Origin of the sequence: Mitsuokella sp. oral taxon 131 str. W9106 (genome assembly GCF_000469545.1) — a bacterium.
In the GTDB taxonomy this organism is placed as follows: Bacteria; Bacillota; Negativicutes; order Selenomonadales; family Selenomonadaceae; genus AWVT01.
Window position 1 is genome coordinate 73,213 of the sequence record NZ_KI273057.1, and the last position, 14,443, is coordinate 87,655.

Below are 14,443 nucleotides of genomic sequence, written 5' to 3' on the forward strand. Positions count from 1 at the left end.
GGGAATTTCCCATGCGCCGTTTTTTACATGTCTTTAAGAAAATGTTGCATATATGCCGCATATTCGTTAAAATAAATAAGGAGTATTATGGTCAAATCCCATAACACAGCAAATTTAGGAGGAAATGGATCCATGCTAATAGGAAGCCTCGGAAAATTGGATCAGGGGTATGTGACACTTCCTCATTCCATTCGCAAGGCGCTCGAATACCTCAAGAATCACGATCTCCGTACGTTCGAGAGTGGCAGGTACGATATTGAAGAGGGCGTGAGCTATGCAGTCATCGAACGGTACAAGACGCGCCCTATGGCAAAGTGCCGTCCGGAGGTGCACGAGAAGTATGTCGACATCCAATGCGTCGTCGAAGGGGAGGAGTATCTTGGCTGGTGCCCGCTTAGCCCGGATCTCAAGATTGTCGTGCCATACGATGCTGAACGGGATATCGCGTTTTACGAGGCACTCGTTCCGGAGAGCAATTTTATTTTGTCAGCTGGAAATTATGCTATTTTGTATCCCAATGACGTACATCGGCCTCAAACTGCGATCGATAAGCCATCAGCGGTGACGAAGGTCGTCGTGAAGGTGCGTGTCGATAGCCTGTAATCCATGATTTGCCCGCAGCAGTGAAGCTAGATAGGGAGGATAAAAGCGCATGACGGTAAGAAGAATTTTCGTAGAAAAGCGGCAGGGATTTTATGATGTCGCGGCACAGCAGCTCTGTGCCGATCTGACGGAAACGTTTCGTCTGCTCGACCTAAAGGCTGTTCGTATCATCAACCGCTACGATATCGAGGGGATTAGCGACGAAGAGTACGAACAGGTCAAGAACATCGTCTTTGCTGAGCCGCCCGTTGATGTGATCTATGAGGAAGAACTCCCTCCTTTTTCAAAGGCGCGTGTCTTTGCGATCGAGTATTTGCCGGGACAGTACGATCAGCGTGCCGATTCAGCGGCGCAGTGCGTCCAGCTTATTACGCAGAAAGAGCAGCCGCTCATCCGCGCTGCGCGCGTCATCGTGCTCGTCGGCATGATCGATGATGAGACGTTCGTGAAGATCAAGGATTATTGCATCAATAAAGTCGAGAGCCGTGAAGCGAGTCTTAAGAAGCCGGCTTCGCTTAAGATGGTGACGGAAGATCCAGCCGACGTCGAAGTCCTGGATGCGTTCAACGCGATGGATGAAGGCGCGCTGAAAGCATTCCATGCGGCAAAAGGGTTTGCGATGCGCTTCGATGATTTGCAGTTTTGTCAGAAGTACTTCCGCGATGAGGAGCATCGCGCGCCGACTATCACGGAGCTTCGCGTCATTGACACGTACTGGTCGGATCACTGCCGCCATACGACGTTCACGACAGCGATTGACCTTGTCGATATCGAGGAGGGATATTTCTCGCCCGCCATCTCGAAGGCATACGAGAAATATATCGCGGATCGTCAGACCGTCTACGGCGATAAGATTCGCGATGTCACGCTCATGGATATCGCCGTGATGGGCATGAAAGCACTCCGAAAGGAAGGTCTTCTCACTGATCTTGATGAGTCGGAGGAGATCAATGCCTGCAGCGTTGTCGTCAAGGCGGATGTCAGCGGCAAGCCGGAGGACTGGCTCGTCATGTTCAAGAACGAGACACACAATCATCCGACGGAGATCGAGCCGTTCGGCGGCGCGGCAACGTGTCTTGGCGGTGCGATCCGCGATCCGCTCTCAGGCCGCTCCTACGTCTATCAGGCAATGCGTGTAACGGGCGCGGCGGATCCGCGGCGCCCGCTCGAAGATACGCTCCCCGGAAAGCTTCCACAGAAGAAGATCACGCTCGGCGCAGCGGCAGGCTACAGTTCCTACGGCAATCAGATTGGTCTCGCGACGGGACAGGTGCGCGAGGTATACCATGATGGCTATCTCGCAAAGCGCATGGAAATCGGTGCGGTCATTGCGGCAGCACCTAAAGGGAACGTGATGCGTGAGCATCCGGCGGTGGGCGATGTCATCGTGCTCGTCGGCGGACGCACGGGACGCGATGGATGCGGCGGTGCGACTGGCTCATCCAAAGAACACACGCAGGCGTCGCTTTCGACATGCGGTGCAGAGGTGCAGAAGGGCAATCCGCCGACGGAGCGTAAGATCCAGCGGCTCTTCCGCGATCCCTTGGTCAGCCGCAAGATCAAGCGCTGCAATGACTTTGGTGCAGGCGGCATCGCGGTTGCGATCGGCGAACTCGCCGACGGGCTCGTCATCAATCTTGACGCAGTGCGCAAGAAGTATGATGGCCTTGACGGAACGGAGCTTGCGATTTCGGAGTCTCAGGAGCGCATGGCAGTTGTGCTTGCACCGGAGGACGTTCCGTTCTTTAAGGCGGCGGCAGATCGCGAGAACCTTGAGGCGACGGAAGTTGCTGAGGTCACGAAGGAGCCTGTCCTCGTCATGAAATGGCGCGGAAAGCCCATCGTACGGATGCAGCGCGCATTTCTCGATACGAATGGCGTTCGGCTGCACGTCTCGGCGAAGATCGTGCAGCCGAACCGCAGCCATCGCTACATGCGTGAGATTCCGACAGCGGTTCAGGAGAAGCAGGCGGATCTTGAGCAGGCATGGCTTGAGAATCTAAAGGATCTCAATATTTGCAGCCAAAAGGGTTTGGCGGAGCGGTTCGATTCGACGGTTGGCGGCAATACGGTTCTTATGCCGTTCGGCGGCAAGAATCAGATCACGCCGACGGAAGGCATGGTCGCGAAGCTGCCTGTCCTTGGCGCAGAGACGAATACGGCAACGGCGATGACGTTCGGGCTCAATCCTGCACTCATGGAGTGGAGCCCGTTCCACGGTGCTGTCTATGCGGTCGTCGAAGCAGCGGCGAAGATGGTCGCCATCGGAGGCGATGCCTCGAAGATTCGCCTGACATTCCAGGAATATTTCGAGCATCTTGGAACGGATCCGGCGAAGTGGGGAAAGCCATTTGCCGCGCTCTTGGGCGCACTTTGGGCACAGCATGGGCTTGGTATTCCTGCCATCGGCGGAAAGGACTCGATGTCAGGGACGTTCGAGAAGATTCACGTTCCGCCGACGCTGGTGGCATTTGCCATCGATGTCATCAAAGCGGACGATGCACTCTCGCCAGAGTTTAAGTATGCGGGCAACAAGGTCTATCTCATTCCGATGCGCAAGGACACGCAGGATATGCCGATCTTTCGCCAGCTCAAGAAGAATTTCGAGAAGGTCACCGCGCTGATTCGCGCGCACAAGGTCTTCTCGGCGCAGAGCGTGGGCATTGGCGGCATTGCAGCGGCACTCACGAAAATGTGCCTCGGCAATAATATCGGGTTCCGCTTTGCTCGTCCTGTGGTGGACAACGAACTCTTTACGAGCGACTACGGCTCGCTCCTCATCGAGGTGGCAGAAAACACGAAAGCGTTGGAGCTTCTCGAAGGAACGGGCGTCGTCGAGCTCGGTATGACGACGGATGTGCCGAGCATTGTCTGCGGCAATTCGGTCGTTGGGCTGAACGATGCGATCGAAGCCTACACGCAGCCGTTGGAGCGGATTTTCCCAACGCAGATTCCGCCGAAGAACAGCAAGGAACGCGCGACGTGCCTTCCCTACGAGAAGGGGAACTGCATCAACGCCCAAGCGAAGCTTGCACATCCGCGCGTCTTTATCCCCGTATTCCCTGGTGCAAATTGCGAGTACGAATCGGCTCGCGCATGGGAGCGCGTTGGGGCCGTCCCCGAGACGCTCATCGTGCGCAACCTCACGAAGAGTGCCGTTGAGGATACAGTCGAGGCGATCGCAAGGGGCATCCATAAGGCACAGATCGTCATGCTGCCGGGCGGTTTCAGCGGCGGTGACGAACCGGATGGAAGCGGCAAGTTCATCGCGGCAATGTTCCGCCATCCGCGTATTGCCGAGCAGATCATGAAGCTCCTGCGCGAACGTGACGGGCTCATGCTCGGGATCTGCAACGGGTTTCAGGCACTCATCAAGCTCGGTCTCGTGCCTTACGGCGAGATTTGCGATCTCACGGGAAAGTCGCCGACGCTCACTTATAATAATATTGGCAGACATGTTTCGTGCATGGTGCAGACGCGCGTCGTATCGAATCTCTCGCCGTGGTTTAACGATGTCCGCGTCGGCGATATTCATACGATTCCCGTCTCACATGGCGAGGGGCGTTTCGTTGGCGATGCTGAGACGATCGCGCAGATGCGCGTACGCGGGCAGATTGCGACGCAGTACGTCGATGCACACGGCAATCCGACAATGCTCATGCCCGACAACCCGAACGGATCGCTCAATGCGATCGAAGGCATCACGAGCCCTGATGGCCGTGTCCTCGGCAAGATGGGACACAGCGAGCGAATCGGCAAGGACATCGGAAAGAATGTGCCGGGCAACAAGGATCAAAAGCTTTTTGCGGCCGGTGTTCGCTATTACAAATAAGAGAAATCCCCGTTGCCTTTCTGGCAATGGGGATTTTTGCATCGCGGAGAATGTGAGCTAGTCACGCGCTGTATTTGACAGACTTGATATAATTAGACACATACATTGGCATTGCCGCATTGCTTCGCAGGGAGGATGAGCACCATAAAATTCCAGGATTTGCAAAAAGACGATAAGCCGCTGCTCGATTCATATTTTCACAGCGCTTACTATGAGAATTCCCATTTTAATTTTACGAATCTTTTCATGTGGCGCGAGCCGTACCGCATTCAATGGGCAGAAGAGGATGGCATCCTCTTTATGACCTGTGAGTGGGAAGGCGAGCTCATGGCACTCCAGCCATTCTGCGATTCCGCGAAGTATGAAGAGGCGATCACGAAGTTTGCCGCACACTTTGATCACATGGGCAAGCCCCTCGTTTTCATGGGCATCGAGAAGCACTTTGCCGATGCGCTTGAAGCGTATTCCGATGCGAAGTTCGAGATCGAGGAAGATCGCGACAACTGGGATTACGTCTACCTTGCAGAAAAGCTCATCACGCTTTCGGGACGCAAGCTGCATTCGAAGAAGAATCATCTGAATGCGTTCCGCAAGCTTTATCCGGAAGCGGAGTACCTGCCGATCACGGCGGATATCATCACGGCATGCAAGATCGAGCTGAATAACTGGTACAAGATGCGCGTGCAGGACGAGGCAAACGATCCATTTATCGGTTGGGAGCGCAAGGCCATCCTGGAGGTTCTCAACGATTTTGATTATTTTGGACTGAAGGGCGGCGCGATTCGTCTCGACAATCGAATCATTGCGTTCACATTCGGTGAGCCACTCAATCTCGATACAGCAGTCATCCATGTCGAAAAAGCCGACCCCGACATTCGCGGCGCGTATCCCGCGATCAATCAAGGGTTCGTTGAGCATGCATGGAGCACGATGACGTACATCAACCGTGAGGAGGATATGGGGCACGAAGGGCTTCGCAAGGCAAAGGAGTCGTATAAGCCGGAGAAGATGGTCGAGAAGTTCAACGCACGCATGAAATAGAAATAATATAATTTTTATCCTATTGTTATCGGAACGCAAGAACTCGACGATATACTAATAAACAAGGTGCAGCTCTGCATCTAAAAGAGGGAGGGGATTGCTATGGTAGAACGCGTTCAGCGTATTGCGCGTGTCTCGAAGGTGCGCTATGACGAAGAAAGCCCGTTCGCGCGCAGGCGCAAAGAGGATGGGGAACAGAAGGATGGCTTTTCCCATATGCTCAATGAAGAACAGGAGCGGCGGAAAGAGCAGTTGGCGCAGCGTGCAGCAGAGCGCGAGAGTGCCTATAATCTGAATCTTTCGCGTCCGACGCAGTCCCTATTCTACACGGGACAAGCAAAGATCAAGTGGGCGGATGGATTGCCGCATGCAGCAGAGACGCCATGAAGACCCGCGACGAGATGTTCATGGAATGCGCGCTCAAAGAGGCGCAAAAAGCATACGATCTAGGAGAAGTCCCCATTGGTTCCGTCCTCGTAAGCACCGATGGGGACATCGTCGCTTCTGGGCACAATCGGCGCGAGACGTGGCACGATGCGACGGCACATGCCGAAATGGTCGCGATTCGTTCAGCGTGTGAATCACTCGGCAGATGGCGCCTTTCGGGGCTTACGCTCTACGTGACGATTGAGCCGTGTCCGATGTGTGCGGGCGCAATCGTCATGAGCCGCATTGATCGCGTCGTCTACGGCAGTACGGATACGAAGGCTGGCGCTTGCGAGTCGATTTTCAACATTCCGGGTCATATGGCACTCAATCACAGACCGGAGGTCACGGCAGGAATCCTGCAGGAAGAGTGCGCTGCGATCATGAAGTGTTTTTTCCGCGAGCGGCGCAAGGAGCGCAGTTTTGCTGATAAGCAAGAAGATCCGCATTTTCCCTTGACATGATACAAGAATGTGTGTAAGATAGAATTCATTGATAATTCTATTGTAAAAATGAAAACTTTGAACGGGAAATAGTAGCGTAGCCGCTATCTCATCAGCGAGTCGGCGTAGGTGTAAGGTCCGGCGTGATATGTTTCGTGAATGGTCCCGCGAGTGTTCACCGAACGCATGGCTTTATGCCATTATGGATTCCATAAGCTAGTAGGCTGAGACGGTAGCCACCGTTATTTGGCTACAGTATCGGATCGATTGAGATTGCATCCCGTGCTGGAATTGAGGAATGGCGTTTGCCGTTTGAATATGGGTGGTACCGCGAATTTTCGCCCCGACAGGTTTTGACCTGTCGGGGCTTTTTTTCGCATGAAAGAAGTTGGAGGGGGAAAGTGAAGCGATGCTTCGAACAAAATTGTGTGGAATGAGGACGATTGCAGCGGCATGCACAGCGGAAGATGCAGGCGCGGACTACATCGGCTTTGTCTTTTGGCACGGGAGCAGGCGATATGTCGAGCCGGAATCGGCTGCAAGGATTGCGAAAAGCCTTCATCGCATCAAGAAAGTCGGCGTCTTCGTCGATGCGGATGCCGCGTACGTCAATTCGCTTGCCGAAAGATGCGGCCTCGACTACGTTCAACTACATGGGCATGAGACGGCGGACTACGCAGAGCAGATTGAGCACCCCGTTATCAAGGCATATCGATACGGTGATGGATTCTCGGCAGAGGCAGCGAACGGGTATCCTGCCGCGATGATTCTCGTCGACGCCTTTCGCCCCGGCGTTTTCGGAGGGACGGGGAAATCGTTCGACTGGCGTGCGGCAAAGGCGGTGATTGCGGCCATCCGAAAACCCGTGCTCATCGCAGGAGGCATCGGAACGGAAAATGTTGCCGAGGTGGCAGCTATTCTCGAACCGTACGGCGTCGACGTTTCGGGCAGCCTAGAGGTTGATCATGAGAAATCGGAAGAACGCATCCGCACCTTTATGAAAGAAGTGCAGCGCATCAATGAAATGGAGGAATTGTAATGCGTGATATACTGGCAGAAATTGTGGAGGAAAAAAGAGATACCGTCGAGGCAGCAAAGCGAGAGCAGCCGCTGTACGACATCAAAAGAAAGATAGTGTACAGCTCGTTTCGCGGCTCAAAACGGATGCGAAATGAACCATGGATCCTCATCGCTGAGTGCAAGCTCCAAAGTCCTGTAAAGGGAAGGCTCACGAAGAGATATTCTGTATTGGAGCTCGCACATACGTATGAGGATAACGGTGCTTTGATGCTCTCGGTACACACGGATCCACATTTTCTTGGCTCGAATGAAGACTTTTGCGCTGTGCGCCGCGAGATTGAGATTCCGCTTTTGCGCAAGGACTTCATCATCGACGAATACCAGATTTACGAGTCGCGTCTTTTAGGCGCGGACGCCGTGCTCCTCATCGCCCGCATCCTAGAGAGGGAGGAACTCAAGCGCTTTCTGTACACGACGTGGAGTCTCGGCATGGATGCACTCATCGAGGTGCACGACCGAGACGATATGGAAAAGGCACTTGCGACACCTGCTGAGATTATCGGCATCAACAACCGCAATCTCGCAACGTTCAAGACGTCGATCAAGCAGACGATTGAGCTTCTGCCGTATGCGGATCGAAATCGAAAGCTCATCAGCGAAAGCGGCGTCTTTACAGAAGAGGATGCGAAACGACTTTACACGGCAGGATGTGACGGGGTCCTCGTCGGCGAAGGACTCGTTCGATCGGCGGACGTTTCGGCGTTTACGCGTGCGTTGGCAGGTATCGGCAGGAATGATAAGAGCGCACAAGCGACAGCTTGAGAAAAAGGAGAAAAGACATGCGTGAGAATAAAAAGGGAAGATTTGGCGAATACGGCGGGCAGTACGTTCCCGAGATCGTTATGCCGGCACTTGCCGAGCTCGGAGAGACGTATGCATCGTACAAGGACGATCCGGCATTTCAGGCGGAGTTCCGTCACTGCCTCATGCATTATGCGGGTCGTCCGACGCTTTTATACGAGGCGAAGAAACTCTCGGAACGTTACGGCAAGGCAAAGATATACCTCAAACGGGAAGACCTTCTGCATACGGGCGCACATAAGATCAATAACGCGCTCGGTCAGGCGCTGCTCGCAAAGCACATGGGCAAAAAACGCGTGATTGCTGAGACGGGTGCCGGTCAGCACGGCGTTGCGACGGCGACGGTTGCCGCGCTTTTCGGGATGGAGTGCTGCGTTTTCATGGGCGCGCTCGATGTCGAGCGACAGAAGCTCAACGTTTTTCGCATGAAGCTGCTCGGTGCGAAAGTCATTCCCGTATCGTCTGGAACGGGTACGCTCAAGGACGCAACGAGTGAGGCGATCCGCTATTGGGCAACCAATATCGAGGATACACACTATATCATCGGCTCTGCTGTTGGCCCGCATCCGTATCCGACGATCGTGCGCGATTTTCAAAAGGTGATCGGCGAGGAGATTCGCGCACAGATGCGGGAGGAGGCAGGCGCGCTGCCCGACTATCTCGTCGCCTGCGTCGGCGGCGGCAGCAACGCGATCGGTACGTTCTATGACTTCAAAGACGAGCCGTCGGTCAAGAAGTTTGGCGTAGAGGCGGGCGGCCGCGGCGGTGATGCGCCGGAGGACAGTGCAAGGACGCTTTCGGGAACGGGAGAACCTGGCATCCTGCATGGGGCATACAGCTATCTCCTGCAAAATCCGGACGGGCAGGTTGTCGAAGCGTATTCGATCTCGGCAGGGCTTGACTATCCAGGTGTCGGACCGGAGCATTCGTATTTCAAAGATGCGGGCATTGTGAAGTACGTTTCCGTGACGGACGAGGAGGCACTTGCGGCGTTCCAGCGTATATCAGAGAACGAAGGCATCATTCCGGCACTTGAAAGCTCACATGCGCTCGCGTATCTCGAAACGCTCATGCCGCAGACGAAGGAAGGGGAGCGCGTTGTTGTCTGTCTTTCAGGGCGCGGCGATAAGGATGTTGCAATGGTGGCAAAGGCACTCGGGGAGGGTATAGAGCTATGACGCGTTTGGAGCAGAAAATGACCGCGCTCAAAGAAGCGGGAAGGAAAGCATTGATTATTTACATCACTGCGGGCGCGACAGGTGTGAAGGAAACCGTCGGGATTGTGCGTGAAGCGGAACGAGTCGGGGCGGACGTCATCGAGCTTGGCCTGCCGTTCTCCGATCCGATGGCGGATGGTCCTGTCATACAGGAAGCATCGGTCATGGCACTCAAAAACGGCACAAATCTTGCCGGCATACTCGACATGGTGTGTGAGATACGGAAGAGATCTGCGGTTCCGCTCGTCGGCATGGGCTACATCAACAACGTCCATCATTACGGCTATGAGCGGTTTGTACACGACTTCAAGGCAGCAGGAATGGACGGCATCATCGTGCCGGACCTACCGCATGAGGAGTCGAAAGCGCTGCGAACAATCTGTGCGGGAGAAGCATTCCATCTTGCCGAATTCATTACACCGGGGACGCGTGAGGCACGCATGAAAAAGACGTGCAAAGGTGCGTCGGGCTTTATCTACTGCGTTTCGAACAACGGTGTTACAGGTGTCCGAAAGACCGATTACACTGTGATTGGTGCCGTCTGCAAGAAAGCACGAAGCTATACGAAGACGCCGCTCGCAATCGGTTTCGGCATCGGCTCGCCAAAGGCGGCAGTCGAGGCGGCGGCGTATGCGGATGGAGTTATTGTCGGCAGCGCCGTCGTCAAACCGATCATCAGCGGCAACCGAAAAGGTGCAATGGAACTCATCCGCGCGATGCGTACGGCACTCGATCAGGCATATTGATCGGATGGTGACAGAAATAAAAGGATTTTGATAGCGGGCAGCGAAATGAATAATGCAACTATGAAGTGCAAGCTGCACGTGCAAATCGCCATGAGGAAAGGATGACCGCTATGAAAATCTATGAGGACGAAGGAAATCGCGGGAACTCGCTCGAAAAGCTCGAAAAGTTCGGAAGCTACAAGGCGGACACGCTCGAACGCCCGCGCAGTCCACGGCAGATCCTCGCACGTTACAATCAGGCGCGCGAGCAGTACCAGCAGCTCATGCGCGCAGAAAATGATAACCGCGAGCAGCGCGTGATGCTCTACGCGGAGATCAAGGCACTCGGCTGGTGCATGGGACGCGAGGAGATGAAAGTCGTTCGCGAGATCAATGAGCCTATTTGATGATTTTTGGAGTCCTGCCCGTCCATCCTTTCACTGTATATTCTGTGAGATGGATGGGCATTTTATATAGGAGGGATTTTTATGGTATTGCAGCCGAACTCGGCACAATTTGAAATGCTGGCAAAAACGAAAAATTTGATTGCCGTGCAGACGGAACTCAATATGGATCTTGATACACCCGTCTCGCTGTACTACAAACTCGTTGATGAAGCTCATGGCTTTATTTTGGAATCCGTCGACACAACGCATCAACAGTTCGGGCGCTACTCCTTCATCGGAGCAGAGCCATTTGCTCACTTACAGGTCTTCAAGAACCGGCTTATGATCAAAGAAAATGACATAATGAAGTGCATTGACGGCGATCCTGTCCATGCGATCAAATCGTATATGGCACGCTTTTCCCCTGCTATTGAGGATGCGGAGATTCCACTCTTAAACGGTGGGCTCGTCGGCTATCTCAACTATGAGATCGTCGCTACATTCGACCGTGTGCGCGGATTTGCACTTGGAGAAGAGGAACTCTTGGGGCAGTTCATGCTCTGCCGCATTCTCGTCATCTACGATGCGCTCAAAAACAATGCGCGCCTCATCTATCTCGCCGATGTGGAGGAAGGCGATGCGCGGGTACGCTATCACGAGATCGAAGAGAAGCTTGCTGCGCTCAAGGAACACCTTGCAGCACCGCTCCGAATGAAAGAAAATGTGCCGCCTGTGCGTCAGGTGCCTGTCGACTTCCTGAGGAAGTTCAGTGAACCGCCGAAGGATTTCCTGCAGGCCATCCAAAAGGCAAAGGAATACATCGCCGCCGGCGATATCTTCCAAGTCGTGCCTTCGCGCCAGTTTCGCGAGAAGATCACGAAGCCGTGTTTTCGTTTTTACCGCCGCCTGCGTCAGGTCAATCCGTCCCCCTATATGTTTTATCTGAATTTTGGCGGCGTCAAGCTCGTCGGCGCATCGCCCGAGATGCTCGTCAAGGTAGCCGGTGAAAAGGTCTGGACCTATCCGATTGCGGGCACGCGCCGCCGCGGAGCGAACGCGGAGGAGGATGAGGAACTCAAAGCGGATTTGCAGGCGGATACAAAGGAGTGCGCCGAGCATTCGATGCTTGTCGATCTTGCACGCAACGATATCGGCAGGATCAGCGAACCGGGATCGGTCCACGTCACGAAGCTGCGTGAAGTCGAGAATTTCAGTCATGTCATGCACATGGTCTCTGAGGTCGTCGGGAAATTATTGCCCGGCTACAAGCCCATGGACGTGCTCCGTGCGACGTTTCCCGCTGGCACGGTCAGCGGGGCGCCGAAGCTGCGCGCGATGGAGATTCTCCGTGAACTTGAGCCAGTTGCGCGCAACGCCTACTCGGGGACGGTCGGTTATATGGACTTCTGCGGCAATATGGATATGTGCATCACGCTCCGTACCATGCGCATTGAACATGATGGCATGGCGGTCATACAGTCGGGTGCGGGAATCGTTGCAGATTCCGTTCCCGTCAAGGAGTATCAGGAGATCTTGCAGAAGTCGAAGGCACTCTTTGAGGTCGTCGAGGAGGTGGAAAACAATGTTGTTGCTTTTGGATAATTACGATTCTTTTACCTATAATATTTATCAGCTTCTCGCTGAACTAGGCGCAAAAGTCGAGGTTGTCCGCAACGATGCGATGCCATTGGATGCGATTCGCGAGAAACACTACGCAGGCATTGTCATTTCACCGGGTCCAGGCGTGCCGAAGGACGCGGGCATCAGCGAGGATGTAATTCGTGAACTTGGCAAGTCAACGCCTATCCTTGGCATCTGTCTTGGACATCAGGCGATCGGCGAGGTATTCGGCGGAAAGGTCGTGCAGGCGGGCGAGACGATTCACGGCAAGGTATCCAAGCTAAGACATGACGGAAAGGGACTCTACGAGGGACTGTCGCAGGGCATGGAGGTTGGCCGATACCATTCGCTCATCGTCGATCAAGCAAGCCTGCCCGACTGTCTCGCGATCACGAGCGAGCTCGACAGCGGCATGATCATGGGGCTTCGCCATAAATCGTATCCGATCGAGGGCATCCAGTTCCATCCCGAATCGATTTTGACGCCGGATGGGAAAAAACTCATGGAAAACTTTCTGCGTCGGCTTGCCTGATCAATGCCTAGGGGGTCGCTTAGGAATATAATCCACTTTCATAGAGGACGCCTCTGATTTTCTCATATTGACACACCATGCAAAAGCCATTAGAATAGAAAGGTATAGTTACAGACCTGTACGATAAGACATGAAAAATAATAGAAAGAGGAGGTGAACGATATCGTTACAATCATTTTGGCGGTAATCGTTGCGGTTGCTGTCGGCGCAGGGGCAGGATATTTCATGCGGAAGAGCACGGCAGAAGCGCGGATTGGCTCGGCCGAAGAAGAAGCAAGGCGCATCGTCGCCGAAGCGGAAGAGAAGGGCGAGACGAAGAAAAAAGAAGCGATGATTGAGGCGAAGGAGGACATCCATCGCCTGCGTCAGGAGCTCGACCGCGAGACGAAGGAGCGCCGCTCGGAGCTTCAGCGGCAGGAACGGCGTGTCGTTCAGAAAGAAGAAAACCTCGACCATAAGCTCGATTCCATCGAGAAAAAGGAAGAGGCGCTCTCGCGCAAGGAGTCGCGTCTTGACCGCTGTCAAGCAGCGATTGACGAAATCCATGCGAAGCAGAAGGAAGAGCTCGAACGCGTATCCAGCCTGACAGCAGAGGAGGCGCGAATCCGTCTCATGGAGGAAGCGGAAGCAGAGCTCAAGCATGAGAAGGCAATCAAAATCAAAGAGTATGAGCAGCAGACGAAGGACGAAGCCGAGAAGAAGGCACGCGAAATTCTTTCTGTTGCCATCCAGCGCTGTGCTGCCGACCATGTGGCAGAGACGACGGTTTCCGTCGTCGAACTGCCGAACGATGAGATGAAAGGGCGAATTATCGGGCGCGAAGGACGCAATATCCGCACGCTTGAGACGCTTACGGGCATTGATCTCATCATCGATGATACGCCCGAAGCGGTCATCCTTTCGGGCTTTGATCCGGTGCGTCGCGAGGTCGCGCGCATTGCGCTTGAGAAGCTTATCCAAGATGGACGAATCCATCCTGCCCGCATTGAGGAAATGGTCGAGAAGGCGAAACGCGAAGTCGACCAGCGCATCAGGGAAGCGGGTGAGCAGGCGACGTTTGACACAGGGGTGCACGGTATCCATCCGGAACTCATCAAGCTGCTTGGACGCCTGCGCTACCGTACGAGCTATGGGCAGAACGTGCTCGATCACTCGATAGAGGTCTCGCATCTCGCGGGCGTCATGGCAGCAGAACTCGGCTGCGATGTCATGCTTGCGAAGCGCGGCGGCTTGCTGCACGACATCGGCAAGGCGATTGATCGCGAGGTCGAGGGACCGCATGTCACGATCGGTGCCGACCTCGCACGCAAGTATCGCGAGTCGAAAGACGTCATCAATGCGATCGAAGGCCATCACGGTGATGTCGAGCCGACGTGCGTCGAGTCTGTTCTTGTCGCAGCGGCAGATGCTGTCTCGGCAGCACGTCCTGGCGCGCGCCGCGAAAGTCTTGAGTCGTATTTGAAGCGCCTCAAGAACCTTGAGGATATCGCGGAGTCGTTCGACGGAGTCGAACGCTGCTTTGCCATTCAGGCAGGCCGCGAGATCCGCGTCATGGTCAAGCCAGACAAGATGGACGATGCAGAATCCGCAGCGCTTGCACACAACATCGTCAAGCGCATCGAGGACGAGCTTGAGTACCCAGGACAGATCAAAGCGACGGTTATACGCGAGACGCGCGTTGTCGATTACGCAAAATAATCCTTGCACATGGGAGGGTGCGGGGCATCGCCCTAGCAC

General features: G+C 54.4%; 13 protein-coding genes. All 13 read left to right on the plus strand.

The genetic code is table 11. The annotated features are described in order from the left end of the window. Nucleotides 1-132 precede the first annotated feature (132 nt). The 13 genes from HMPREF1985_RS03610 to rny all read left to right on the plus strand — a co-directional run bounded on the left by HMPREF1985_RS03610 (nt 133) and on the right by rny (nt 14,404). Nucleotides 133-603, plus strand: coding sequence for a YhcH/YjgK/YiaL family protein (locus tag HMPREF1985_RS03610; RefSeq protein ID WP_021771110.1), 471 nt, complete (start codon nt 133-135; stop codon nt 601-603). 49 nt (nt 604-652) lie between these two features. Next, nucleotides 653-4,435 (plus strand): phosphoribosylformylglycinamidine synthase, encoded by a 3,783-nt coding sequence (locus tag HMPREF1985_RS03615; protein WP_021771111.1) that lies wholly within the window; start codon nt 653-655, stop codon nt 4,433-4,435. A 135-nt stretch (nt 4,436-4,570) separates the two neighbouring features. Then, the gene (locus HMPREF1985_RS03620; protein WP_021771112.1) at nt 4,571-5,476 is read left to right on the plus strand and encodes a DUF2156 domain-containing protein; all 906 of its coding nucleotides are present in this window, start codon (nt 4,571-4,573) and stop codon (nt 5,474-5,476) included. A gap of 102 nt (nt 5,477-5,578) precedes the next feature. Beyond that, nucleotides 5,579-5,863: a hypothetical protein gene (locus HMPREF1985_RS03625; RefSeq protein ID WP_021771113.1), complete on the plus strand. Its 285-nt coding sequence runs from the start codon at nt 5,579-5,581 to the stop codon at nt 5,861-5,863. Beyond that, nucleotides 5,860-6,366, plus strand: a complete 507-nt coding sequence (gene tadA, locus HMPREF1985_RS03630) for a tRNA adenosine(34) deaminase TadA (RefSeq protein ID WP_021771114.1) — start codon at nt 5,860-5,862, stop codon at nt 6,364-6,366. Before HMPREF1985_RS03625 ends, tadA begins: the two co-directional genes overlap by 4 nt. Before the next feature lie 388 nt (nt 6,367-6,754). Beyond that, a complete protein-coding gene (locus HMPREF1985_RS03635) occupies nt 6,755-7,384 on the plus strand; it encodes a phosphoribosylanthranilate isomerase (protein WP_040636971.1) in 630 nt (209 codons plus the stop codon). After that, entirely contained in the window at nt 7,384-8,187 is an 804-nt protein-coding gene (trpC, locus tag HMPREF1985_RS03640; RefSeq protein WP_021771116.1) for an indole-3-glycerol phosphate synthase TrpC, read from the plus strand. The genes HMPREF1985_RS03635 and trpC overlap by 1 nt, the downstream gene beginning before the upstream one ends. A gap of 17 nt (nt 8,188-8,204) precedes the next feature. Further along, nucleotides 8,205-9,404 (plus strand): tryptophan synthase subunit beta, encoded by a 1,200-nt coding sequence (trpB, locus tag HMPREF1985_RS03645; protein ID WP_021771117.1) that lies wholly within the window; start codon nt 8,205-8,207, stop codon nt 9,402-9,404. Beyond that, nucleotides 9,401-10,189: a tryptophan synthase subunit alpha gene (gene trpA / locus HMPREF1985_RS03650; protein WP_021771118.1), complete on the plus strand. Its 789-nt coding sequence runs from the start codon at nt 9,401-9,403 to the stop codon at nt 10,187-10,189. Before trpB ends, trpA begins: the two co-directional genes overlap by 4 nt. Before the next feature lie 110 nt (nt 10,190-10,299). Then, a complete protein-coding gene (locus HMPREF1985_RS03655; RefSeq protein WP_051349054.1) occupies nt 10,300-10,575 on the plus strand; it encodes a hypothetical protein in 276 nt (91 codons plus the stop codon). A gap of 81 nt (nt 10,576-10,656) precedes the next feature. After that, nucleotides 10,657-12,156, plus strand: a complete 1,500-nt coding sequence (gene trpE, locus HMPREF1985_RS03660) for an anthranilate synthase component I (RefSeq protein WP_021771120.1) — start codon at nt 10,657-10,659, stop codon at nt 12,154-12,156. Next, entirely contained in the window at nt 12,137-12,706 is a 570-nt protein-coding gene (locus HMPREF1985_RS03665; protein ID WP_021771121.1) for an anthranilate synthase component II, read from the plus strand. Before trpE ends, HMPREF1985_RS03665 begins: the two co-directional genes overlap by 20 nt. Nucleotides 12,707-12,859: 153 nt before the next feature. After that, nucleotides 12,860-14,404, plus strand: a complete 1,545-nt coding sequence (gene rny, locus HMPREF1985_RS03670) for a ribonuclease Y (protein ID WP_021771122.1) — start codon at nt 12,860-12,862, stop codon at nt 14,402-14,404. The last annotated feature ends 39 nt before the right edge of the window (nt 14,405-14,443 follow it).